Origin of the sequence: Amycolatopsis samaneae (assembly GCF_039541975.1) — a bacterium.
Classification (GTDB): domain Bacteria; phylum Actinomycetota; class Actinomycetes; order Mycobacteriales; family Pseudonocardiaceae; genus Amycolatopsis; species Amycolatopsis samaneae.
The window spans coordinates 503,512-527,046 of record NZ_BAABHG010000003.1; the positions used below are offsets into that span (position 1 = coordinate 503,512).

The 23,535-nt window shown below is 71.2% G+C and carries 19 protein-coding genes; 11 read left to right on the forward strand and 8 right to left on the reverse strand.

The window, feature by feature from the left end; translation table 11 throughout:
• The first annotated feature begins 152 nt into the window (after positions 1–152).
• The 7 genes from ABD987_RS09470 (at position 153) to ABD987_RS09500 (ending at position 10,201) form a co-directional block, all read left to right on the forward strand.
• On the forward strand, positions 153–701 hold the full coding sequence (locus tag ABD987_RS09470; protein ID WP_345389242.1) for a (2Fe-2S)-binding protein: 549 nt from the start codon (positions 153–155) through the stop codon (positions 699–701).
• Positions 701–3,070, forward strand: coding sequence for a xanthine dehydrogenase family protein molybdopterin-binding subunit (locus ABD987_RS09475; protein WP_345389244.1), 2,370 nt, complete (start codon positions 701–703; stop codon positions 3,068–3,070). Before ABD987_RS09470 ends, ABD987_RS09475 begins: the two co-directional genes overlap by 1 nt.
• Complete coding sequence (locus ABD987_RS09480; protein WP_345389246.1) at positions 3,067–3,918, forward strand: FAD binding domain-containing protein; 852 nt, start codon at positions 3,067–3,069, stop codon at positions 3,916–3,918. The genes ABD987_RS09475 and ABD987_RS09480 overlap by 4 nt, the downstream gene beginning before the upstream one ends.
• A 146-nt stretch (positions 3,919–4,064) precedes the next feature.
• Complete coding sequence (locus tag ABD987_RS09485) at positions 4,065–4,853, forward strand: SRPBCC family protein (RefSeq protein ID WP_345389248.1); 789 nt, start codon at positions 4,065–4,067, stop codon at positions 4,851–4,853.
• A gap of 111 nt (positions 4,854–4,964) precedes the next feature.
• Positions 4,965–6,251: a GGDEF domain-containing protein gene (locus ABD987_RS09490; protein ID WP_345389250.1), complete on the forward strand. Its 1,287-nt coding sequence runs from the start codon at positions 4,965–4,967 to the stop codon at positions 6,249–6,251.
• A 44-nt stretch (positions 6,252–6,295) separates the two neighbouring features.
• Positions 6,296–7,396 (forward strand): NAD(P)-binding domain-containing protein, encoded by a 1,101-nt coding sequence (locus tag ABD987_RS09495; protein ID WP_345389252.1) that lies wholly within the window; start codon positions 6,296–6,298, stop codon positions 7,394–7,396.
• A 132-nt stretch (positions 7,397–7,528) separates the two neighbouring features.
• Positions 7,529–10,201 (forward strand): glycoside hydrolase family 84 protein, encoded by a 2,673-nt coding sequence (locus ABD987_RS09500; protein WP_345389254.1) that lies wholly within the window; start codon positions 7,529–7,531, stop codon positions 10,199–10,201.
• Between the two features lie 82 nt (positions 10,202–10,283).
• Here the strand turns inward: ABD987_RS09500 and ABD987_RS09505 are convergent, their stop codons facing one another.
• Entirely contained in the window at positions 10,284–10,832 is a 549-nt protein-coding gene (locus ABD987_RS09505; RefSeq protein WP_345389256.1) for a CGNR zinc finger domain-containing protein, read from the reverse strand.
• A 136-nt stretch (positions 10,833–10,968) separates the two neighbouring features.
• Here ABD987_RS09505 and ABD987_RS09510 point away from each other — a divergent pair, with 136 nt between their 5' ends.
• The 4 genes from ABD987_RS09510 (at position 10,969) to ABD987_RS09525 (ending at position 15,953) form a co-directional block, all read left to right on the forward strand.
• Positions 10,969–11,886: a DMT family transporter gene (locus tag ABD987_RS09510; RefSeq protein WP_345389258.1), complete on the forward strand. Its 918-nt coding sequence runs from the start codon at positions 10,969–10,971 to the stop codon at positions 11,884–11,886.
• A 210-nt stretch (positions 11,887–12,096) separates the two neighbouring features.
• Positions 12,097–13,716, forward strand: coding sequence for a discoidin domain-containing protein (locus ABD987_RS09515; protein WP_345389260.1), 1,620 nt, complete (start codon positions 12,097–12,099; stop codon positions 13,714–13,716).
• 12 nt (positions 13,717–13,728) lie between these two features.
• Positions 13,729–14,970 carry an MFS transporter gene (locus ABD987_RS09520; RefSeq protein ID WP_345389262.1) on the forward strand — a complete coding sequence of 414 codons (1,242 nt, stop codon included), beginning with the start codon at positions 13,729–13,731 and terminating at the stop codon, positions 14,968–14,970.
• A complete protein-coding gene (locus ABD987_RS09525) occupies positions 14,967–15,953 on the forward strand; it encodes a hypothetical protein (protein ID WP_345389264.1) in 987 nt (328 codons plus the stop codon). Before ABD987_RS09520 ends, ABD987_RS09525 begins: the two co-directional genes overlap by 4 nt.
• A gap of 120 nt (positions 15,954–16,073) precedes the next feature.
• Here ABD987_RS09525 and iolD read toward each other — a convergent pair whose 3' ends face one another.
• The 7 genes from iolD to ABD987_RS09560 form a co-directional block, all read right to left on the reverse strand.
• Entirely contained in the window at positions 16,074–17,915 is a 1,842-nt protein-coding gene (gene iolD, locus ABD987_RS09530) for a 3D-(3,5/4)-trihydroxycyclohexane-1,2-dione acylhydrolase (decyclizing) (RefSeq protein ID WP_345389266.1), read from the reverse strand.
• The gene (iolB, locus tag ABD987_RS09535; protein ID WP_345389268.1) at positions 17,912–18,802 is read right to left on the reverse strand and encodes a 5-deoxy-glucuronate isomerase; all 891 of its coding nucleotides are present in this window, start codon (positions 18,800–18,802) and stop codon (positions 17,912–17,914) included. The genes iolD and iolB overlap by 4 nt, the downstream gene beginning before the upstream one ends.
• On the reverse strand, positions 18,799–19,701 hold the full coding sequence (locus ABD987_RS09540; protein ID WP_345389270.1) for a Cgl0159 family (beta/alpha)8-fold protein: 903 nt from the start codon (positions 19,699–19,701) through the stop codon (positions 18,799–18,801). Before ABD987_RS09540 ends, iolB begins: the two co-directional genes overlap by 4 nt.
• An 88-nt stretch (positions 19,702–19,789) precedes the next feature.
• The gene (gene iolC / locus ABD987_RS09545) at positions 19,790–20,719 is read right to left on the reverse strand and encodes a 5-dehydro-2-deoxygluconokinase (protein ID WP_345389272.1); all 930 of its coding nucleotides are present in this window, start codon (positions 20,717–20,719) and stop codon (positions 19,790–19,792) included.
• Complete coding sequence (locus ABD987_RS09550; protein WP_345389274.1) at positions 20,716–21,495, reverse strand: ATP-binding cassette domain-containing protein; 780 nt, start codon at positions 21,493–21,495, stop codon at positions 20,716–20,718. Before ABD987_RS09550 ends, iolC begins: the two co-directional genes overlap by 4 nt.
• Positions 21,492–22,526: an ABC transporter permease gene (locus ABD987_RS09555; RefSeq protein ID WP_345389276.1), complete on the reverse strand. Its 1,035-nt coding sequence runs from the start codon at positions 22,524–22,526 to the stop codon at positions 21,492–21,494. Before ABD987_RS09555 ends, ABD987_RS09550 begins: the two co-directional genes overlap by 4 nt.
• Positions 22,523–23,506, reverse strand: a complete 984-nt coding sequence (locus ABD987_RS09560) for a sugar ABC transporter substrate-binding protein (protein ID WP_345389278.1) — start codon at positions 23,504–23,506, stop codon at positions 22,523–22,525. The genes ABD987_RS09555 and ABD987_RS09560 overlap by 4 nt, the downstream gene beginning before the upstream one ends.
• Positions 23,507–23,535: the final 29 nt, after the last annotated feature.

Sequence of the window (23,535 nt, forward strand, 5' to 3'; positions counted from 1 at the left end):
CCCCAGTGAAGAGATCGGGGCTTGTCCACGCGCAGACGGCGTAGCACGCTCGGGTGTGAGCCCGATCACCAGTGTGTGTGGCCGGACTTGGCCGTTCCCGAACCGGCCCGCCAGCCTCCGTGCCCCGGCGGGCATCCGCTCTTGGAGGCCTGATGCGCATCACCGTCACCGTTGATGGCACGAGCTACACCGACGACGTCGAGCCACGCACCCTGCTCGTGCACCACCTACGCGAACGGCTCGGCAAGGTAGGGACCGTGGTCGGCTGCGACACCAGCAACTGCGGCGCCTGCACCGTCCATCTCGACGGGCACAGCGTGAAGTCCTGTTCGGTGCTCGCGGTCCAGGCCGACGGCTGCGAGGTCACCACCGTCGAAGGACTCGCCCGCGACGGGCAGCTACACCCGGTCCAGCAGGCGTTCCACGACAACCACGCCCTGCAGTGCGGGTTCTGCACCCCGGGCATGATCATGCAGTCGATCGACTTGCTCGCCGACAATCCCGATCCCGACGAGCGGGCCGTCCGGGAAGGGCTGGAAGGAAACCTCTGCCGCTGCACCGGTTACCAGAACATCGTCCGCGCGGTCCGCGACGCCGCCCACCACATGCGGCCCGGCGCCGGGCCCGAGGCCGAGCAGATCGCCGACGAGACCGCGCAGTCCGAAAAGTCCACTCCGCAGGTCGGCGTCGGTGGTGAATGATGACCGCCACCGTTGAGCCGGAAGTAGGAAAGTCCCGCCGCCGCAAAGAGGACGAGCGGCTCGTCACCGGCCGCACGCGCTGGACCGACAACCTCGCGCTGCCCGGCATGCTGCACCTCGCCGTGCTGCGCAGCCCGCTGGCGCACGCGAAGATCGTCTCGATCGACACCGCCGAGGCGAAGAGCGCCCCGGGCGTCATCGCCGTGTACACCGCGAAGGACCTCGATCCGGACGGTTCGATCGGCATGCCCTGCGCCTGGCCGATCACCCCGGACATGGCCGCGCCGCGCCGTCCGGTGCTGGCCGACGGCCAGGTGAACTTCGCCGGGGAAGGCGTCGCGGTCGTCGTCGCCCGCAGCGCCGCCGAAGCACGTGACGCGCTCGACAAGATCGACGTCGACTACGACGAACTGCCGGTCGTGCTCGACATGGAGGCCGCGCTCGCCGAAGGGGCCCCGCTCGTCCACGAAGAACTCGGCAGCAACCGCAACGCCGTCTGGGCCTTCGACTCGGCCGAGGCGGGCACCGGCGGCGAGGTGGACGCCGCACTGTCCACTTCGGACGTCGTGGTGAAGCGCCGGTTCCGCCAGCAGCGTCTCGTCCCGGCGTTCATGGAACCCCGCGCGTGCGTGGTCGATCCGACCGGTCCGCACCTGACCATGTGGTCGGCCACCCAGATCCCGCACATCCTCAAGACGATGGCGGCGCTGACCCTGGGCCTGCCCGAGCACAGGCTGCGGGTCATCGCGCCCGACGTCGGCGGCGGGTTCGGCGGCAAGATCGGCGTGCTGCCCGAGGAGATGATGTCCCTGCTCGTCGCGAACAAGCTCGGGAAACCGGTGAAGTGGAACGAAACCCGGTCCGAGACCATGCTCGCCGCGCACCACGGCCGGGACCAGATCCAGGACATCACCATCGGCGCGAACGCCGACGGCACGGTCACCGCGCTCAAGGTCGAGCTGCTCGCCGGTCTCGGCGCGTACAACGGGCTCGTCGGGCCCGGGGTGCCGATCCTCGGCGCGTTCATGTTCAACGCGATCTACAAGATCCCGGCCTACCACTTCGCCTGCACGAACGTGTACACGAACACCACGCTCACCGACGCCTACCGCGGCGCCGGACGGCCGGAGGCGACCTTCGCCATCGAGCGGATGATGGACGAGCTGGCCGCCGAGCTGCACGTGGATCCCTTGCGGATCCGGGAAAGGAACTGGATCGCGCACGAGGAGTTCCCGTACACCACCGTCGCCGGGCTCACCTACGACTCCGGCAACTACGAGGCCGCCACCGAAAAGGCGAAGGAGCTGTTCGACTACGACGGCCTGCGTGCCGAGCAGGAAAAACGCCGGGCCGCCGGGGAAACCGTGCAGCTCGGCATCGGGATCTCGACGTTCACCGAGATGTGCGGGCTCGCGCCGTCGCGGGTGCTCGGCTCGCTGTCCTACGGCGCGGGCGGCTGGGAGCACGCGGGCATCCGGATGCTGCCCACCGGCAAGGTCGAGGTCATCACCGGCGCGTCCGCGCACGGCCAGGGCCACGAGACGGCGTGGAGCCAGATCGTCGCCGACCAGCTGGGCGTGGCGTTCGAGGACGTCGAGGTCCTGCACGGGGACACGCAGTCCTCGCACAAGGGGCTCGACACCTACGGCTCGCGCTCGCTGGTGGTCGGCGGGATCGCGATCGTCAAGGCCGCGGAGAAGGTGATCGCGAAGGCCCGGCCGATCGCCGCGCACCTGCTCGAATGCGCCGAGGACGACCTGGAGTTCGCCGCCGGGAAGTTCACCGTGAAGGGCACCGGCACCGCGACGACCATCCAGGACGTCGCGCTCGCCGTGTTCGCCGCGCACAACCTGCCCGACGGTGTGGAACCCTCCCTCGACGCGGACGCGACGTTCGACCCGGAGAACTTCTCGTTCCCGCACGGGACCCATCTGTGCGCGGCCGAGGTGGACACCGAGACCGGGCGGATCCGGCTGCGGACCTACGTCTGCGTCGACGACGTCGGCGTCGCGGTCAACCCGCTGATCGTCGAGGGCCAGGTGCACGGCGGGCTCGCGCAGGGCATCGCCCAGGCGCTGTTCGAGGAGGCCGTGCACGACGAGGGCGGGACGCTCACCACCGGCACGTTCGCCGACTACCTGCTGCCCTCGGCGGCGGACCTGCCCTCCTTCACCACCGCGCGGACCGAGACGCCGTCGACGACGAACCCCTTGGGCGCCAAGGGAGTCGGCGAGGCGGGCACGATCGCCTCGACCCCGGCGGTGGTCAACGCCGTGGTGGACGCGCTGCGTCACCTCGGTGTCCGTGACGTCGAAATGCCGATGAGCCCGATGCGGGTGTGGCGTGCCATCCAGGGAGGTGCCCGGTGATCCCGGCCCCGTTCGACTACGTCGCTCCCTCCACAGTGGACGAAGCGATCAGTGCCCTGTCCGAAGCGGGCGAGGACGCCAAGGTGCTGGCGGGCGGGCAGAGCCTGCTCCCGGTGCTGCGGATGCGGCTGGCCGCACCGTCCACGGTGGTCGACCTCGGGAAGATCGCCGAGCTGCGCGGTGTCCGCGAGGACGGCGACACGCTCGTGGTCGGCGCCATGACCACGCACTACGACGTGCAGCGCGATCCGCTGATCGCCGAACACGCCGCGCTGGTCAGGGCCGCGACCGACACCGTCGCCGATCCGCAGATCCGCCACCGCGGCACCTTCGGCGGCGCGATCGCGCACGCCGATCCGGCCGGTGACCTGCTCGCGCCGGTGCTCGCGCTGGACTGCGAACTGGTCCTCGCCGGGCCGGGCGGGCGGCGGACGGTGCCCGCGGGCGAGTTCTTCCAGGACCTGTTCACCACCGCGCTGGCCCCGGACGAACTGCTCGTCGAGGTCCGCGTGCCCAAACACACCGGCTGGCACGCGCACTACGAGAAGTTCAACCGGGTCGCGCAGGCCTGGTCGATGGTCGCGGTGGCGGTCACCGTCCGCACCGACGGCGGCGGGATCGCCGAGGCCAGGGTCGCGCTGACGAACATGGGCGCGACGCCGGTGCGGGCCACCGCGGTCGAAGCGGCGCTCGTCGGGGCTCCGGCGAGCGCGGACACCGTCCGGGCCGCCGCCGAGCACGCGGCGGAGGGGACGAACCCGGCCGTGGACGGGAACGCCGACGCCGAGTTCCGGAAGCACCTCGCGCGTGTCCTCACCGGGCGGGCGCTGACCGCCGCGATCGGCTGACGCTCTCTCGGTCCGTGGGGGCCTCCTTGAGGGACCTGGCGTCCCTCAAGGAGGCCCCCACGGACTGGGGGCGGCATGCCACCGATGCCCGTAAGGTGGCCTTGACGGCACATCAGAAGCGGCAACACCGAGAAGGAGGTCGGCTCGTGCGGCTCGACCACGAGTTCACCGTCCCCGCGCCGATCGGGGAGGTCTGGCAGGCGGTCGTCGACCCCGAGCGGGTCGCCCCGTGCATGCCCGGCGCGACGCTCACGAAGGTCGAAGGAGACACCTTCAGCGGCACGGTGAAGGTCAAGCTCGGCCCGATCTCGCTGCTGTACAAGGGCACCGGCGAGTTCCTGGAGAAGGACGAAGCGGCCCGCAAGGTGGTCATCAAGGCGTCCGGCAAGGACTCCCGCGGCGCGGGCACCGCCGCCGCGACGGTCACCCTCACCCTCACCGAGGCCGAGGGCGGTACGCACGGCGCCGTCGCCACCGACCTGGCCATCACCGGGAAGCCCGCGCAGTTCGGCCGCGGCATGATCGCCGAGGTCGGCGGCAAGATCCTGGACACCTTCGCCGGGTGTCTCGCGAAGAAGCTGGCCCCGGCCGAGCCCGAGGCGGAGTCCGAGGCCAAGCCCGAGATCAAGGCCGTCCCCGACCCGGCGGGCGACCCCAAAGCCGACGGCGCCAAGGCGGAGAGCCCGAAACCCGAGGCTCCGAAATCCGAGAGTCCGCGAGGCGCTCCCACCGCCACGGCCACCGCCGAGAAGCCGAAGCTGCACAGTGTCCCGCCTTCGGTTCCGCCGTCCTCCGAGACGGAGGCGATCGACCTGCTCGACTACGCGGGCCAGTCGGTGGCGAAGCGGCTCGCGCCGGTGCTCGCGGCCGTGGCCGCGTTCGTCGTGGCGTTCGTGATCGTGCGGCGAACGCGGCGAAAGTCATCGCGTAAGTAGAGCCGGACCCGCGCCGATCTGGTTTACTCACCCGGACCGGCGACGCTCCTGACACCGACCGGCTACCCTGGGCAACCTCGCCGGTCTGTCTTGCGCAGGGGGAGCGTCGCGATGCAGGGAGCCGTCTCCCGGGGAACGCGGTCCAGGTGGCCGGGCTGGCCGGCCCGGTGGGTGATGTGGTCGGCCGCGCGGCCCCGCTGGATCGTCTACGCGGTCGCCTGCGAAACCGTGGCCGCGGGCGCGACGGTGGCCGCGCTGCTGACCGGGTTCGGCGGTGCCGTGCGGCCGGTGTGGTTCGCGGCGCTGGTGGCGCTGGGGATCGCGCAGGCGGAGATGTCCCGCCGGATCGAGCGGCTGCGCCGGTGGATGAGCGGCCAGACGCACATCAACGTCACCTCCGTGTGGTACCTCGCCGGGGCGGTGCTGCTCCCGCCCGGCTGGGTCGCGCTGCTGGCGGTGGTGCTCTACGTCCACCTCTGGCTGCGGGTGTGGCGGCATGTGCGCAGCCGCCCGGCGCATCGGTTCGCGGCCAGCACGGCATGGGCGATGCTGTCGTGCTTCGCCGCCTCCGCGTCGTTGACGATGGCCGGGCTCGGCAACGCCCCGCTGGAGACCTGGCGCGGTGTCGGCGCGCTCGTGCTCGCCGCCGCGGTGTTCGAGATCGTCAACATCGTGCTGGTGGCGGCGGGGATCTACCTCTACACCAGCAAGCCGTCGCTGGCCGATCTCGTCGGCACCCGCGAGGACAACGCCTTCGAGCTCGCCACGCTGTGCCTCGGCGGGCTCGTCGCGCTCGCGCTGGTCGTGCAGCCCGTGCTGATCCTGTGCGCGGTCGCCCCGCTGTTGCTGCTGCACCGGTACCTGCTGCTCAAGCAGCAGCTCCAGGTCGCCGCGGTCACCGACGAGAAGACCGGCCTGCTCAACACGGCGGGCTGGCACCGGCTGGCCCGCCGCGAGTTCGCCAGGGCCCGGCGGCGGGCGGCGGGCGGCGGCTTCGCGGTCCTCATGATCGACCTGGACCACTTCAAGCGGATCAACGACACCTACGGTCACCTCACCGGGGACGACGTCCTCGCCGAGGTGGCCGTCGCGATCACCGGGTCGGTGCGCGCGGGTGACACGGTCGCCCGCTTCGGCGGCGAGGAGTTCGTCGTGCTGCTGCCCGCGCTCGGCGGCGCCGACGTGCTCGGCATCGCCGAGCGGGTGCGCGCGGCCGTGCGCGCGCTGACCGTGGTGATCTCCAGCGGCACCGGAACGCTCCGGATCGGCGACCTCTCCGTTTCGATCGGCGTCGCCCGCTACCCGGAGACCGGGCCCGCGCTCGACGACGTCCTCCGCGTCGCCGACGAAGCGCTGTACCGGGCCAAAGACGCGGGCCGCGACCGCGTCGCCGTGTGACGGCCGACGCGAAATACCGCGCGGCCGGTGCCGTTGAATCCGATATGACCCCTCTTGAGGTGACGCGGCACGAGACGGACGTGGTGGTCATCGGGGCCGGGCAGGCCGGGCTTTCCGCGGCGTATCACCTGCGCCGCTCCGGGTTCCGTAACGACAGCGGGTTCGTGGTGCTCGACCACGGCGATCGCGCGGGCGGTGCCTGGCAGTACCGCTGGCCGTCGCTGGTGCTCGACAAGGTCCACGGGCTCCACGACCTGCCGGGCATGACGCTCGGGACCCCGGATCGTTCGCGGCCCGCGTCCGAGGTCGTGTCCGAGTACTTCCGGCGCTTCGAGGAGACCTTCGACCTACCCGTGCGCCGCCCGGTCGACGTCCGGTCGGTGACCCGCGACGGCGACCGGCTCGTCGTCGCCGGCGCCACCGAAAGCTGGGCCGCGCGCGCCGTCATCAACGCGACCGGCACCTGGGACAAGCCGTTCTGGCCGCACTACCCGGGGCAGGAGACCTTCGCCGGGCGGCAGCTGCACACCGCGGGCTACACCGGCGCCGGGGACTTCGCCGGCAAACGGGTGCTCGTCGTGGGCGGGGGCTCCTCGGCCGTCCAGCTGCTCATGGAGATCGCCCCGGTGGCCGCCGCGACGCGCTGGGTGACCCGGCGCCCGCCGGTGTGGCGGGACGAGCCCTTCAGCGAAGACTGGGGCCGCCACGCGGTCGCGAAGGTCGAGCGCCGGGTCAGGGCCGGGCTGGCGCCGGAGAGCGTGGTCAGCGTGACCGATCTGGCGCGCACACCCGAGGTCCGGCAGGCACAGGCGGCCGGGATCCTCGACCGGTACCCGATGTTCGACCACCTCACGCCCGGCGGCGCGGTGTGGGCGGACGGCTCGGCCTTCGACGCCGACATCATCCTCTGGGCCACCGGTTTCCGTGCCGCGCTCGATCACCTCGCCCCGCTGCGGCTGCGCGCGCCGGGCGGCGGGATCGAGGTCGAGGGCACCCGGGTGGTCGCGGAGCCGCGGCTGCACCTGGTCGGGTACGGGCCCTCGGCGAGCACGGTCGGGGCCAACCGCGCGGGCCGTGCCGCCGTCCGCGAGGTGCGGGCGCTGCTCGGCCGGACGGGGGCGTCTCTACTGACCCAGAGTGCGTGAAGGTGCGCGAAGGTCACCCGTAATGGTCTGGTTCACCCACTGCGATCGGTGTTAACTGGATCACACAACGTCGTCGATCGACGGACAGGGGGCCAGATGACGTCCTTCATATGGGTTACCAGACTCTTTCCGGTGACACTGCTCGCGGCCGCCGCGATGATCGTGCCCACCTCCGCGGGAGCGGCCGGAAACCCCGCCGCCCACCTGGCGAAGGTGTGGCCGACTCCCCAGCAGGTGTCCGCCCGCCCCGGCCAGGTCACCATCCCGCGCACCGTCGTCGAGGTCACCGGCCGCGACACCGATCCCGCCGCGCTGGCGGTCGTCGAGCAGGTGCTCCGCTCGGCGGGCGCGAGCACCTTCGTCAAGATCACCGACGAGGGCCAGGCCGAGAAGGCGGCACGGGACCGCAGCGGGCTCGTCGTGTTCGTCGGCGGTCCCACCGAGAGCAAGGCGACCGCGGCGGCGCTCGCCGCGCTCCGGGTCGACGGGCCCGAAGGCCTGCCGCGCGGCGGGTACGTGCTCGGCGCGGACCGCGGCCTCATCGCACTGTCCGGTGTGGACACCACGGGCACGTTCTACGCCGCGCAGTCGATGCGTCAGCTCTTCGCCAAGGGCAAGAGCGGCGCGTTCACCATGCGGGACTGGCCGACGGCGCCGCTGCGCGGGGTCATCGAGGGGTTCTACGGCGCGCCGTGGTCGCACAACGACCGCCTGGCGCAGCTGGACTTCTACGGCCGCACCAAGCAGAACATGTACGTCTACTCGCCGAAGGACGACCCGTACCTGCGGGCACAGTGGCGCGATCCCTACCCGCCCGACAAGCTCGCCCTGCTCTCCCAGCTGGTCTCGCGCGCCACGGCGAACCACGTCGAATTCACCTACGCGCTCTCGCCGGGCCTGTCGGTGTGCTACTCCTCCGACGCCGACAACGCCGCGCTCGTCGCGAAGTTCCAGTCCCTGTGGGACATCGGGGTGCGGTCGTTCTCGGTCCCGCTCGACGACATCTCCTACACGCGCTGGAACTGCGACGCCGACGCCGCGAAGTTCGGCAGTGGCGGCGCGGCCGCGGGCGCCGCGCAGGCGTTCCTGCTCAACCGCGTGCAGAAGGACTTCATCGCCACCCATCCCGGCGTGGAGCGGTTGCAGATGGTCCCGACCGAGTACTACGACATCGCCGATTCGCCGTACAAGAGCACGCTGCGCGCCCAGCTCGACCAGGCGGTGCTCGTCGAGTGGACCGGGGTCGGCGTGGTCGCCAGCCAGATCACCGAAAAGCAGGCGCGGGCCGCGAAGGCGGTGTTCGGGCACGACATCCTGATCTGGGACAACTACCCGGTCAACGACTACGTCACCGAGCGGCTGCTGCTCGGCCCGTACATCGGGCGCGAACCCGGTGTCGCGCAGTTCATGTCCGGCATCACCGCGAACCCGATGGTGCAGGCGGAGGCGTCGAAGATCGCCGAGTTCACCTCGGGCGACTTCCTGTGGAACCCGGCGAGCTACGACCCCGACGCCACCTGGGCGGCCGCCGTCGCCGATCTCGGCGGCCCGGCCACCCCGGCGCTGAAGGTGTTCGCGGAGAACAACTATTCGAGCCTGCTGGCCCGGCTCGACACCGGGAAGCCGGATCTGGACTCGCCCGTGCTGCGCCCGCTGCTGAGCGCGTTCTGGACGGCACTGGACCGGAAGAACCCGTGGGACGCGGCGGCGAAACTCGACGGCTATCTCGCCAGGATGACGGCGAACCCGGCCGAGCTGCGGGGCGGGCTGGTGAACCCGAAGTTCCTCGCCGAGGTCGGGCCGTGGCTCGACCAGGTCGGCTTCTTCGGCCAGGCCGGCCAGCACGCGGTGAAGATGCTGATGGCGCAGTACGTCGGGGACGGCGCGAAGGCGTGGGCCGAACGCGGCGAGCTGGTCGCCGCACTCGGGAAGGCGCGGGACATCCGGGTGCAGACCTCGCGCGGCCCGCGGAACCCGAGTTCCTGCACCGCGGTGTGCGTGCCGTTCCTGAACACCGCGCTGGCCACCGCGGACCGCTGGTTCGGGCTGCCCGGCGTCCGGCCGCTGCCGGTGACCTCGCTGGGCACCTACACCGACAACGGGCCCGAGCGGATGGTCGACGGCGATCCGGACACCTACTACTGGAGCGACGGCGCGCCGGGGGTGGGCGACGCGGTCGGCGTCGATCTCGGTGCCGCGCAGCCGGTGTCGCATGTGGACGTTCGGATGGGCAAGCCCACCAGCCCGGACGACTTCGTGCACAGCGGGGTGCTGGAGTACTCCGCCGACGGTGAGCACTGGTCGACGTTGCAGGTGGTGGCCCAGCCGACGCTCGCGGCGGACTTCCCGGCCGGGGCCAAGGCCCGGTTCGTGCGGGTGCGCTCCACCGGGACGCAGGTCAACTGGGTCGTCGTCCGGGAGTTCGCCGTCTCCGTGCCGGGCACACCGAAGTACACGGTGTCCGGGACCCCGGCGGGCACGAAGCTCGAAGCGGCCGCCGACAACAACGCGGATTCGGTGTACACGGCGGGTTCCGCGCCGGTCGCCGGTGACGCGCTGGTGGTCTCCGCCGAGTCGGCGAAGCCGCTCGTCAAGGTCGTCGTGCTGGCGGAGCAGGGCGCGGGGGCGGACGTCCAGATCGCCGACGCCGCGGCGCCGGGCGGCTGGCGGACGATCGGCAGGCTCGACGGCCGCTACGCCGAACTGCCCGCGCACGGCGCCGTGACCGGTCAGGTCCGTCTCCTGTGGACGCCGGGCTCGGCCGCGCCGAAGATCGCGGAGGTGGTCCCCGTCTTCGCGCGGTAGATCCGTCACGAACGCGACAGCTCGATATCCGGTCCACTCCCCGCTCATCGAACCCGGTGGGCGGGGAGTCGCCGCGTCCTCCTCAGCTGCTCTCCGCGCGCTTGCGTTGTCGATAGGCGGCCACCTTGGCCCGGCTGCCACAGGTCGCCATCCCGCACCAGCGACGGGTACCGGCCCGCGAGCGGTCCACGAACAGGCGAGTGCATCCGGTGCCGGGACAACCGCGTAGCCGGGTGTGGTCCTCACCGCCGAGCAGATCGATCGCGGAGCGGGAGATCGTGGAGAGCACGCTGCCGAGATCACCGGACCGGGCCTGGCTCCCCGCTCGGACCAGCCGGATCCTGACCGGGGGCGCCGTCGCGAACCGGTTCAGCACGCGGCGGTCGCCTTCGGTGCACTCACTACCGTTCACCACGGCCCGAGCGGCCCGGTAGATGGCCTCGCGCAGTTCGAGCGCGCTGGCGAATCCGCCCCTGTCCACCGGGGTCCCGCGGTCGACCAGTCGCGCGGCCCTGACCCATTCGGCGAGGCACTCGGGCTCGGTGAGCTGTTCGGCAGGCGCCGTCTCCCGGTACATCCTGGTGCCGGCGAAGTCCAGCGCGAGGTTGTCGCTGGTGAACTCGAACTTCATGGCACCAGGCTAAGGAGCGATACCGCTCCCGTCTAACGAAACCACAAAAGTGTTACCACCTTGACCGGTAACATGCGGGCGTGGAACGCTGGCCCCGGTCAGTACGAACGCCGGCTGCGTACGGGAGGCGAGCCCGATGGGCGACAACCTGCGGACGCTCGGGAAAACGAGCGCGGAAACGCCACGGGTCCCGGCCGTGGGGACTCCCGTGCTCTTCGTGCTCGCGTGGAGTTCGGCGTACGTCGTCGGTGATCTGGGGGTGCGCTCCACGCCACCGTTCACGCTGCTCTTCCTCCGGTTCGCGGTGGCGGCCGCCTGCATGACGGTCGTCGCCGTGGTGGTCCGGGCCAGCTGGCCGCGCACCCGCCGGGAGCTGGGCCACATCGCGGTGGCGGGTGTGCTCGTCCAGGGTGTGCAGTTCCTCGGTGTCTACGGAGGATTCAAGCTCGGGGTGCCCGCGGCGATCTCGTCGCTGGTGATGGGCGTCAATCCGGTGCTCACCGCACTGCTGGCCAGGCCGGTGCTGGGCGAGCGCATCACCGTCCGTCAGCGGTGGGGCTTCGCGCTCGGTGTGCTCGGAGTGGTGCTTGCCGTGCTCCAGGGACTGCGGCTGTCCGCCGACGCCCTCGGCGGAATCGGCCTCACGCTGCTCGGGTTGATCGCGATCAGCGGTGGCACCGTCTACCAGAAACGTTTCTGCCCGGACATGGACCTGCGCAGCGGTCAGGCGATCCAGCTGCTGGCGGCCACCGTCCTGGCGGGGCTGTGCGTGGCGGCCTTCGAGACCGTGCACACCGACGACCCCGCCGTGCTGGCCTTCAGTGTGGGCTGGTTGGCGTTGGTCAACTCGATCGGGGCGGTAAGCCTGCTGTACGTCATGATCCGGCGAGGTGAGGCAGGTCGCGCGAGCACGATGTTCTTTCTCGTGCCCTCGGCGACGGCCGTACTCGCCGCGATCACCCTTCATGAGCCACTGTCGGCCACCGCGCTGGCCGGGTTCGTCGTGGCGGCCGCGGGAGTCGTGCTCGCCACGTACCGCTCCTCCTCGCAGTAGGCGGCCCGAGCCGTCCGGTGTGGGGTCGAAGCGGTGACTTGATCGTTCCACCCCGTTTGCCGGTTGCCGATGTCCGGGATTGGCCGTTAAAGTGCCGTTTGGTTAAGAAAGTTTCCTAACTGATTACGAGCACCCGCAGTACGCAGTACCGAACACCGACGCCGCCGCAGTCCTATCCGCCCTGCTCGTCCGGTATTCCAGGAGCGCGACGTGCCCTCTTCCCGATCCCGAACCCTGCTCAGGCTGGCACCCGCGGTCGCCGCGGTCGTCCTCGTACCCGCCGCCCTGAGCGCCACCACCTCCTCCGCGGCCGCGGCCGACACCCTGCTTAGCAAGGGCAAACCGACGGCCACCTCCACCATCGAAAGTTCGGCCTACTCCGGCGAGAACGCCGTGGACGGCGACACCACCACCCGCTGGGCGAGCGTCGAAAGCAGCGATCAGCAGTGGCTGCGGATCGACCTCGGCCAACCGTCCACAGTGCACCGTGTGCGGTTGAACTGGGAAGCCGCGTACGCCAAGAAGTACCGCATCGAAATGTCCGACGACGGGACGACGTTCAAGCCCATCGCCACGATCGACAACGGTGACGGCAAGACCGACGATCTCCCCGGGCTCAATGGGCACGGCCGGTACCTGCGGTTCGTCGGCGTCCAGCGCGCGACCAGCTACGGCTACTCGCTCTGGGAGCTGGAGGCCTACGGCACCGCCGACTCCACCGGCGACACCCAGGCGCCGAGCGTCCCGGCCGGGCTCACCGCGGGCGAGGTCACCGGCACCAGCGCGGCGCTGAAGTGGACCCCCTCGACCGACAACATCGGCGTCGCGGGCTACGACATCCTCCGCGACGGCAAGGTCGTCGCCACCTCGGAGACGACGTCGTACACCGACACCGGCCTGACCCCGGACACGGCCTACACCTACTCCGTGCGGGCGCGCGACGCCGCGGGCAACGTCTCGGCGGCCAGTGCCGGCGTGCCGGTGCGGACGAAGACGGGCAGCGCCTCCGGGTTCGTCCTCGCCGCGGCCGGTGACATCGCCGAGCAGTGCACCGCGTCGAGTTCGAGCTGTGTGCACCCGAAGACCGCCAAGCTGGTCGAGCAGATGAACCCGGCCGCGGTCATCACGATGGGTGACAACCAGTACGACGACGCCCACCTGTCGGACTTCAAGAGCTACTTCGACAAGACCTGGGGCAGGTTCAAGGACAAGATCCACCCGATCCCGGGCAACCACGAGGGCTACGACAGCCCGCCGAACCAGGGCTACAAGGACTACTTCGGCAAGATCGCGACCCCGAACGGCAAGACGTACTACAGCTGGGAAATGGGGAACTGGCACTTCATCGCGCTGGACTCCAACGAGTTCGGCCCGCCGGACGACCTGGCGGCGAACGCGGAGTCCGCGCAGCTGACCTGGCTCAAGCAGGATCTGGCCAAGAACACCAAGGGCTGCGTCGCCGCCTACTTCCACCACCCCCGGTTCAGCTCCGGTGACCACGGCGACCAGAAGACCAGCGGCCAGCTGTGGAAGCTCCTGGTGGACAACAAGGCCGACCTCGTGCTCAACGGGCACGACCACCACTACGAGCGGTTCAACCCGCAGAACGCGGACGGCAAGGCGGACCCGGCGGGCCCGGTGGAGATCCTCGGCGGCATGGGCGGGGCGCACCTCTACCCGATCAAGTCCGCGCACCCGACCACCGCGAAGCTGATCGGCGGCACCTACGGCGTGCTGAAGCTTTCGATGACCGACACCAGTTTCCAGAGCCAGCTCCTCGGCGTGGACGGCAAGGTCCTCGACAGCAGCCCGACCTACACCTGCCACTGATCGGGGCCGCGGATGTACATCGCGACAAGCCGTAGTTCGGATCTCGCCGCCGAGGTCGACCGCAAGCCCGCGCTGCGCAGGGTGTCCGCCAACGTGGTGGCGCTCGGCATGGTCAGCCTGGTCACCGACATCTCCTCGGAGATGGTCACCGCGGTGCTCCCGCTGTACCTGGTGCTCGGGCTCGGGCTCAACCCCCTGCAGTTCGGTCTGCTCGACGGCCTCTACGCCGGGGCGACCGCGGTGGTCCGGCTGCTCGGCGGGCACGCAGCCGACCGGTGGGGGCGGCTCAAGGCGGTGGCCGGGTTCGGCTACGGCTTGTCCGCGGTGTGCAAGCTCGGCCTGCTGGCGGCCGGTTCGTCGGTGGCCGCGATCGGCGCGGTACTGGCCGCGGACCGCACCGGCAAGGGGCTGCGGACGGCACCGAGGGACGCGCTGATCTCGCTGAGCAGTGACCCGGCGACGCTGGGCCGGTCGTTCGGGGTACACCGGGCGATGGACACGGTCGGGGCGTTCCTCGGGCCGCTGGTCGCGATGGCGGTGCTGTGGTTGTCGCTGGGCAACTACCAGGCGGTGTTCTTCACCAGCTTCTGCGTCGCCGCCATCGCGGTGCTGTTGCTCGGGCTGTTCGTCCGGGACCGCAGGAGTGATCTCGAACAGCGGGCCCGCACCACGGTGCGGGCCGCGCTCGGACTGCTGCGGGACGCGCCGTTCCGCCGGATCTCGATCTGGGCGGCGCTGCTGGGCCTGGTCACGATCGGCGACTCGTTCGTGTACCTGGTCCTGCAGCGCCGGTGGTCGGTCGAACCGCAGCTGTTCCCGTTGCTGCCGCTGGGCACCGCCGGGGTGTTCCTGCTGCTGGCCGTCCCGCTCGGCAGGCTCGCCGACCGGGTCGGCCGGTGGGCGGTGTTCCTGGCCGGGCACGTCGCGCTGGGCGCGGCGCTGCTGATCCTCGCCGGGCCGACCGGCGGGATCTGGATCGCGGTGTGCGCGCTCGCCCTGCACGGCGCGTTCTACGCGGCGACGGACGGGGTGCTGATGGCCGCCGCCGGGCCGATGCTGCCGGCCGGGCTGCGCGCGACCGGCATGGCGGTGATCCAGACCGGGCAGGCGGTGGCGAGGATGGCCTCGTCCGTCCTTTTCGGACTGGCGTGGACGGTATGGGATCTGCGGCCTGCGGTGTTCGTCGCGGCCGGTGTGTTGCTCGTGGCGGTGCTCGCCGCCGCGGTGGTCAAGCCATGGGCGGTGCGCGCGTGAAGAAGGTCCTGCTCGCGGTGGTGGGTGTGCTGGCGCTGGCCGGTGCCGCCGTGGTTTTCGTGGTGAACGCCAGGGCCGGGGACACCGGCACCAACGCGGTGCCGGTGGTGACCGGGCAGCGGCTGACGCTGTCGCCGGGACGGCTGCTGTTCCGCAACACCGCGGCCGGTCCCGACTCCGGCAAGCTGGCGTCGGTGCCACTGGCGACGCCGGACGCGCCCCGTCAGGTCGGTGACCTGCGGTGCGATCGGTTCGCGGTGGCGGCGGGGACCGGGGTGTGCCTCGCCGTGCACCCCGACGTGCTCCCGGCGGTGAGCGACGTGATCGTGCTCGACGACAAACTCGGCGTCAAGTACAAGGAGTCGCTGCCGGGGACGCCGAGCCGGGCCCGGGTGTCCCCGGACGGCAAGTTCGTCTACTGGACCCTGTTCGTCACCGGGGATTCCTATGCCGCGCAAGGGTTTTCCACCCGTGCCGGGGTGTATGAGGTCCAGCCGGGCACGCTGGTGAAGACGATCGAGGAGCTCCCGGTCTTCGTCGACGGCGCGCGCTACCGCGCCGCGGACGTCAACTACTGGGGCATCACGTTCGCCCCGGACGGGAACCGGTTCTATACGACGCTCGGCTCGAAGGGCAAGACCTATCTGATCGAAGGCGACTACCAGCGCTTTTTCGGGAAGTCGTTGCGGGACAATGTCGAATGCCCTTCGCTCTCGCCGGACGGCAAGCGGATCGCGTTCAAGAAGAAGATCTCCGAGGGCGTGTGGCGGCTCTCGGTGCTCGACCTGGCGACCATGCGGGAGACACCGCTGGCCGAGACCCGCAGCGTCGACGACCAGGCGTTGTGGCAGGACTCGTCGACCATCCTCTACGGGCTCGCCAAGCCGGAGGGCGGGTCGGACATCTGGTCCGTGCCCGCCGACGGGTCGGGCGCGCCCCGGCTGCTGGTTCCGGACGGGGCCTCGCCCGCGGTGGTGAGCTGAGGCGAACTCGCGTACGTGGAGGGTCGACTCGTGTACCTGGGCGGTCGGTTTGTGTGATGGGGGGCGGGTTTCGTGTGATTGGGGGCGGAACTCGCGTGATTGGGGGGAGATCTCGCGTGATCAGGGGCGGAGGTAGCGGAGCTGGGCGGCTTTGCCGGTGTCCTGGGCGGGGCGGCCGCTGAGGTGCGGCGGGACGCCGACCTCCCACCAGGCACCTGCCTCGGTCCAGGACCGGGGCCGGGTTCGTACCACCACGACGGCGGGGCGTTGTTCGGCCACCGCGGCCTCGCGGGCTTTCGCGTAGGCCGTGCGGACCTCGTCGAGTGACACGGCGGGGTGAACGGCGCAGCCCAGCGCGGCGGCGTGCGCGGCGAAGTCCACCCGTGGCGGGCTGTCGGACGAGGAGCGGCAGTCGGCGTAGAAGTTGTTGAACGGCGCGCCGCCCTGGCCCTCCTGCAGGCGCGCGATCACCGCGTACCCGTCGTTGTCGCAGACGATCGCCACCAGCGGGTGCCCCGCGAACGCGGCGGAGAACAGCTCGGAGTTCAGCATCAGGTACGACCCGTCCCCGAGCAGGGTGGTCACCAGCCCGCCACGATGCGCGATCGCGGCGCCCCAGGCCCCGGACAGCTCGTAGCCCATGCAGGAAAACCCGTACTCCACGTCCATCCCGACCGCGCCGGAGCCGCGCCAGCCGCCGATCAGCTCACCCGGCAACCCGCCCGAGGCCGTCATCACGTAGTCGGACGGCGCGGACAGCTCGTTCACCACGCCGACGACCTGCGCGTAGCTCGGCGTTTCGTCGCCGTCGGGAGCGCGCAGCGTGTCGATGTGCGCGTCCCAGCGGGCGCGTTCCCCGCCCGCCCGCTGTGTCCACAGTGGATCCACACGCCAGCTTTCCAACTGGGCGGCCAGGTCGGTGAGCCCGGCGTCGGCGTCGCCGACCACCGGCAGTGCCCCGTGTTTGACCGCGTCGAACCGCGCCGCGTTCAGGGTGATCAGCCGGACGTCGGGGGAAAACAGCGTCCACGACGCCGTGGTGAAGTCCTGTAACCGGGTGCCGACGGCCAGCACGACGTCGGCCTCGGCGGCGAGTGCGTTCGCCGAGGCCGACCCGGTGACCCCCAGCGGCCCGGCGTGCAGCGGGTGCTCGTGCGGGACGAGCGTGCGCCCGGCCGTCGTCTCGGTGACGGGAACACCGTGCCGCTCGGCGAAGTCCAGCGCCCGCCGCCCGGCACCGGAGTACCGGACCCCGCCGCCCAGCACCAGCAGCGGCCGCCGGGCCGCGCGCAGCGCCGCCGCCGCGCTGGTGAGGGACCGCCGGTCCGGGCGGGGCCGCACCGGCCGGTGGGTGACCGGCTCGAACAGCGCGTCCGGGAAGTCCCAGGTCTCCACCTGGACGTCCTGGGGCAGCGCGAGCGTCACCGGCCCGCAGTCGGCGGGATCGGTGAGCACCCGCGCGACCTGCGGCAGGGTCGAGAGCAGCTGTTCGGGCCGGGTGATCCGGTCGAAGTACCGGCTCACCGCCCGGAACGCGTCGTTCACGCTCGCCCCGGGATCGCCGAAGTGCTCGACCTGTTGCAGCACCGGATCGGGCGCGCGGCTGACGAAGGTGTCGCCCGGCAGCAGCAGCACCGGAAGCCGGTTGGCGTGCGCGACCCCGGCGGCGGTGACCATGTTCAGCGCACCCGGCCCGATCGACGACGTCGCGACGCCGACCTGCCGCCGGTGCGTCGCCTTCGCGTACCCGATCGCGGCGAGCGCCATGCCCTGTTCGGTGTGCCCGCGCCACACCGGGATCTGTTCGCGGTGCTCTTCCAGCGCCGTCCCGAGCCCGAGCACGTTGCCGTGCCCGAAGATCGCGAACACCCCGCCGAACAACGGGACCTCGCGCCCGTCCAGGGTTTCCGAGCGCTGCGCGAGCATCCAGCGGACCAGTGCCTGCGCCGTGGTGAGCCTCATCGCACGATTCCTTCGTGGCTGGTCACCGGGCAGCGCGGATCGAGTTCCTGCGTCGCCCAGGTGTCGCGGACCCACCCGTGCGCCGGGTCGTCGCAGAAGGCCATCGATCGTTCCTCGGCGGGGCCGGCCAGCACGTTCAGGTAATACATCGGATAGCCCGGCGCGGCGACACAGGGCCCGTGATAACCGCGGGGGATGAGGAAGACGTCGCCGTCGCGCACCGCGACGTCCTCGTCCAGCGCGCCGTCCGAGGTGTAGGTCCGGTGCAGGCCGAAGCCCTCCCGCGACGGCGTGACCCCGTCCCGCCCCGCGATCCGGAAGTAGTAGATCTCCTCGTTCACGACCTCGCACGCGCTCGCCTCGTCGTGCTTGTGCGGCGGATAGGACGACCAGTTCCCGCCCGGCGTGATCAGCTCGCACGCGTTGAGTTTGTCCGCGTGCTCCCAGACGCCGGGTACCCCGAAGTTGGTGACCTGGCGGGTGGCCTGTCCCGCCCCGCGCACCTCGACCGGGACCCCTTCGGCCGGCCCGTATCGCGCGGTGAGGCGCCGGGCGCACCGCGCCATCGGCAGCGCGACTTCCCAGCCATCCACAGTGGACAGCTCGACCTCGGCGTCCCGTGGTACGTAGGCGAAGTCCGTGACGCGGGTGAACACCGACTCGCGCCCGGCCAGCGCGAACAGCTCGCCGTCGACCCGGACCGCGCCCGAACCCACCAGCGGCAGCACGAACGCCTCGAACTCCCCGGTGCGCACCACCCGTGACTCGCCGGGCGCGAGCGAGAGTACCCGCAGCCCGGCGTAGGTCCAGCCCGCCGAATCCGGGGTCAGCCGGACCGGGTCGGCGTCGTCCGAAAGTGTCCCCAACCGGCGGTGGAGCGTGCTCACTTCGCGGCCTCCAAGAGTTTCGCGGCGGCCGCGACGGCGGCGCCGACATCACCATCGGGCGGGTAGAGCAGGGAACGGCCCACGACCAGGCCGCGCACGACCTCGTGCCGCACCGTGCGGCCCCAGGAGGCGAGATCCGCCGCCGGATCGGGCGAGGGCGCGCCGCCGAGCACGACCACCGGCAGCGTCGTCGCGCCGAGCACCGCGGGGTCGTCGGTCGCGGGCAGCTTCAGCCAGGTGTAGGCCGAGGTCACCCCGATCCCGGACGCCACGGTCACCGCGCGGGCCAGCGACGCGGTGTCGGTCCGCAGCACCAGCCGCCCGGCGCTGTCCTGGCGGTAGGGGAGCGGCTCGACCATGGCCATCAGGCCGTAGGCGGCGAGCTCGGTCACCGCCTCGGCGCAGGCCTGGAGTGTCGGCACGGTGCCGCGGTCGGAGTCGACCAGGCGCAGCAGCATCTTGCCGCCGTCGAGCCGGGAGTCCATCAGCGACCGCGCGTCGTAGCCGGTGAACCGGTCGTCGATCTCCCACTCCGCGCCGGCCAGCCCGCCCCGGTTCATCGAGCCGATCACGATCTTGTCGTGCAGCGCGTCGAGCAGTAGCAGCTCCTCGACGATGTCCGGGGTGCCGAGGATCCCGTCCACCGCCGGATTCTCCAGCGCGACCAGCAGCCGCTCCAGCAGCGACCGCCGGTCGGCCATCGCCGTCGGGTCACCGCCGACACCGAGCGCGCCACGGGCCGGATGATCGGCCGCGAGCAGGAACACCGTGCCCCGCCCGGACAACAGGTTCGGCCGTCGCCGCCGGGCCCCGTACGCCCGCCGGACCGCCTCCGGATCGGTGGCCCGCGTCCGCAGCAGTGCCCGCCAGCGCTCGTCGCTCAACGCGGATTCGTTCATGCGATCGCCTCGCTCCGCGAGACAGTGTCGAATCCCTTGTGGCGCATGACATCCATGGTTCGCTCGCAGGCTTCGCTCATGCGATCCCTCACAGCAGCTCCTCGATCTCGCTCGCGCCGGGCATCGCGTCGGCACAGGCCAGCCGGGAGGCCACGAGCGCGCCCGCGGCGTTGGCGTAGGTGGCCAGGCGCACCGGGTCCCAGCCGGAGAGCAGCCCGTGGATCAGCGCCCCGCCGAACCCGTCCCCGGCACCGAGCCCGCACACCACCTCGACCGGCCGGGGCGGCACCGTCCACCGGCCCTCCGGCGTCGCGACCAGCACCCCGTCCGCGCCCTTCTTGATCACCGCCAGCGTGACACCCCTGGCCAGCATCCGCGAGGCCGCCTCGTCCGGATCGGCGCTCCCGACCGCGACCTCCGCCTCGGCGCGGTTGCCGACCGCGACGCTCACGTGGTCCAGCATCCAGCCGATCTCCGCCCGCGCGCTCTCGACGCCGGGCCAGAACATCGGCCGGTAGTCGAGATCGAGCACGGTGTGCTCCCGCCGACCGCGGCGCGCCAGCATCTTCCGCTGGGTCGTGCGGGCCGGTTCGGCCGAAACACCCGTTCCGGTGACCCACAACAGCGGGACCGACGCGACGACCTCCCACGGCACCTCGTCCTCGGTGATCGTGAGATCGGGCGCGGTCGGGGCGCGGTAGAACAGCAACGGCGGATCGGCGGGCGGGTCGAGCGCGCAGAACACCACCGGCGTCTGCAACCCGGGTGCGCATCCGACGAACTTGGGGGAGACCCCGAAACCGGACAGCGCCTGCCGGACGTAGCCGCCGAAACCGTCCGGCCCGACCTTGGTGAGCACCGCGGTGCGCCTGCCGAGCCGCGCGGCGGCGACCGCGACGTTGGTCGCCGTGCCACCGAGCGACTTGGCGAACGTGGCCACCTCCGCCAGCGGAACACCGCTCTGCTCGGGGTAGAGATCCACCCCGACCCTGCCGACCGTCAGCGCCTCCAGGCTCATGGGCCTTTCACCTCGCGCAACTCGTGTTCCAGCGCCTCCAGTTCCGCGCCGCCCGCCATCTGCCGCGTCAGCTCCGGCAGCGTGATGTCGGCCTTCTCGTACGAGCCCAGCGCGACGCCGCGCTTGAGCAGCAGGAACCGGTCGCCGACCGGATAGGCGTGGTGCGGGTTGTGCGTGATCAGCACGACGCCGAGCCCCCGGTCGGCCGCCTGCGCGACGTACCTGAGCACCACCCCGGCCTGCTTCACGCCGAGCGCGGCGGTCGGCTCGTCGAGGATCAGCACCTTCGCGCCGAAATACACCGCGCGGGCGATCGCGACGCACTGCCGCTCGCCACCGGAGAGCGTGCCGACCGGCTGCTCGACGTCCCGCAGGTCGATGCCCATGTCGGCCAGCGCCCGCTTTGTCGTCTCGCGGGCCTTCTTCCGGTCCAGCGCGCGGAACGGGCCGAAGCCGACGGTCGGTTCTGAGCCGAGGAAGAAGTTCCGCCAGACGCTCATCAGCGGGACGACCGCGAGATCCTGGTAGACCGTGGCGATGCCCCGGTCCAGCGCCTCGCGCGGAGACGTGAACCGGACCGGCTGACCGTCCACTGTGTACTCGCCGTGGTCGTGCCGGTGTACCCCGGCGAGGATCTTGATCAGCGTCGACTTGCCCGCGCCGTTGTCGCCGAGCACGCAGGTGACCTCGCCCGCGTTGACCACGGTGGACACCTCGCGCAGGGCGATGACGCTGCCGTAGGTCTTGCCGACGTCCTTCACCTCGAGGAGATTCACCGTCGTACCCTTTCCGCGCGGCGCCGGAAGGCGTTGTTGACCAGGACCGCGGCGAGCAGCATGACGCCGAGGAAGAGCATGAACCAGTCGCTGTCCCAGCGGGCGAACACGATGCCCTGCCGGGCCATGCCGAAGATCAGCGCGCCGATCGCGGCGCCGATCGCCGAACCGAAGCCGCCGGTGAGCAGGCAGCCGCCGATCACCGCGGCGATGATGTACTGGAACTCCAGCCCGATGCCCTGGTTCGCCTGGACGCTGGCGAAGCGCAGGATGTTGATCGAGCCGACCAGCCAGGCCGCGAGCGCGGTGGTCACGAACAGCAGGATCTTGGTGCGCGCCACCGGCACGCCGACCGCGCGCGCACCCGGCGCGGACCCGCCGACCGCGAAGACCCAGTTCCCGAACCGCGTGCGGACCAGCAGCCACGCGGCCACCAGCGCGAACCCGATCCACCACACGATGGAGATCTGGAACGGCGTGCCCCCGATGTCCACAGTGGACGCGAAGACGAACCCCGAGGACGCGTAGCCCTCGGCCGAGCGCATCCCGGACACCTGCACGGTGCCGGTGACCAGCCGGGTCACGCCGAGGTTCAGGCCCTGTAGCGCGAGAAAGGTGCCGAGCGTGACGATGAAGCTCGGCAGCCCGGTCTTCAGTACCAGCCAGCCGTTGAACGCGCCGACGCCGAGCGCGAACACCAGCGACACCCCCAGCGCGAGCCAGACGTTCCAGCCGGCCTGCGTCGCGAGGATCGCGGTGACCAGCGAGGTCGACGCCGTCAGCACCCCGGCGGAGAGATCGAACTCGCCGCCCACCATGAGCAGCGACACCGCGACGGCCATGATGCCGAGCGTCGAGGCGTCGTCGAGCCAGGTCGCCACGCCGCTCGCGCTGAAGAACTGGTCGGTGACCAGTGTGAAGAAGACGAACACCAGCACCGCGCCGAGCAGCGCGCCGATCTCCGGGCGCACCACCAGCCGGTCCAGCGGGCGCGGCCGGGCGACGCGTTCGTCCAGGGTTGTCGTGCTCATCGGGTGCCCCTTTGCACGTACCGGCCCACCTTGTCCACAGTGGATTTGTCGACCAGGTCGGGGCCGGTGAGCACCGGCTTGCCGCCGCCGACGACGTTGGCGTTGTCCCGGTGCAGCTTGAGGAACACCACCGGCAGGTAGCCCTGCTCGTACTGCTGCTGATCGACCGCGAACCGGACCTCGTCCGCCCTGATCGCGGCCACCACGTCGGAGTTGAGGTCGAACGTGCCGACCTGCGCCGGCGAGCCCACCGCCCTGATCGCGCTCACCGCGCGGGCCGCGACCTGGGAGTTCAGCGTGAGCACCGCGTCGAGCGAGGGATCGGTCCGCACCGCGCCGCGGATGCGGGACTCGGCGTCGGCCGGGTTGCTGATGTCCACCTGCAATGTCGTGACCTCGCCGCCGAAGCCGGACTTCGCGCCGTCACAGCGCTGCGCCTGTCCGATGTTGCCCGCCTCGTGGATCACGCACAGCAGCTTCTTCCTGCCGAGCGCCCGGAACTTCTTCCCGGCCTCCTGCCCGGCGATCGCCTCGTTCTGCCCGACATGGGTCAGCGCGCCGTAGGCCGCGCTCTTTTCCTCGCCGGAGTTGATGGTGACCACCGGGATGCCCGCGCGCACCGCGGCCTCGACCGAGGGTTTCAGCGCTTCCGGGTTCGCCATCGACACCACCAGCCCGCCGACGTGCTGGGCGACCGCGTTGTCGATCAGCTTGGCCTGGTTGCCGGGGTCGCCGTCGGAGGTGTACTCGACGCCGACGTTCAGCTCCTTGCCCGCCTGCTCGGCACCGTTTTTGACCACGTTCCAGAACGCGTCGCCCGCGGTGCCGTGCGTGATGACCGCGATGCGCAGCGGACCGGTGTCGGCGGGCGCGGGCGCGCCCGTGGCGGCCTTGGGCTCGGCCGCCGGGCCGGTGCAGGCCGACAGCAGCAGCAACCCCGCTGCCGCCACCAGTCCCGCGGTGAAGCGATGGGACCTCATCGTCTCTCCTCGCTGTGCTCGTCCCGCGC

Bases quoted from the DNA above. Each gene is read 5' to 3' on its own strand.
- ABD987_RS09470 (WP_345389242.1), top strand. From the start codon at position 153: ATGCGCATCACCGTCACCGTTGATGGCACGAGCTACACCGACGACGTC.
- ABD987_RS09475 (WP_345389244.1), top strand. From the start codon at position 701: ATGACCGCCACCGTTGAGCCGGAAGTAGGAAAGTCCCGCCGCCGCAAA.
- ABD987_RS09490 (WP_345389250.1), top strand. From the start codon at position 4,965: ATGCAGGGAGCCGTCTCCCGGGGAACGCGGTCCAGGTGGCCGGGCTGG.
- ABD987_RS09495 (WP_345389252.1), top strand. From the start codon at position 6,296: ATGACCCCTCTTGAGGTGACGCGGCACGAGACGGACGTGGTGGTCATC.
- ABD987_RS09505 (WP_345389256.1), bottom strand. From the start codon at position 10,832: ATGAAGTTCGAGTTCACCAGCGACAACCTCGCGCTGGACTTCGCCGGC.
- ABD987_RS09510 (WP_345389258.1), top strand. From the start codon at position 10,969: ATGGGCGACAACCTGCGGACGCTCGGGAAAACGAGCGCGGAAACGCCA.
- ABD987_RS09520 (WP_345389262.1), top strand. From the start codon at position 13,729: ATGTACATCGCGACAAGCCGTAGTTCGGATCTCGCCGCCGAGGTCGAC.
- iolD (WP_345389266.1), bottom strand. From the start codon at position 17,915: ATGAGGCTCACCACGGCGCAGGCACTGGTCCGCTGGATGCTCGCGCAG.
- ABD987_RS09540 (WP_345389270.1), bottom strand. From the start codon at position 19,701: ATGAACGAATCCGCGTTGAGCGACGAGCGCTGGCGGGCACTGCTGCGG.
- iolC (WP_345389272.1), bottom strand. From the start codon at position 20,719: ATGAGCCTGGAGGCGCTGACGGTCGGCAGGGTCGGGGTGGATCTCTAC.
- ABD987_RS09555 (WP_345389276.1), bottom strand. From the start codon at position 22,526: ATGAGCACGACAACCCTGGACGAACGCGTCGCCCGGCCGCGCCCGCTG.
- ABD987_RS09560 (WP_345389278.1), bottom strand. From the start codon at position 23,506: ATGAGGTCCCATCGCTTCACCGCGGGACTGGTGGCGGCAGCGGGGTTG.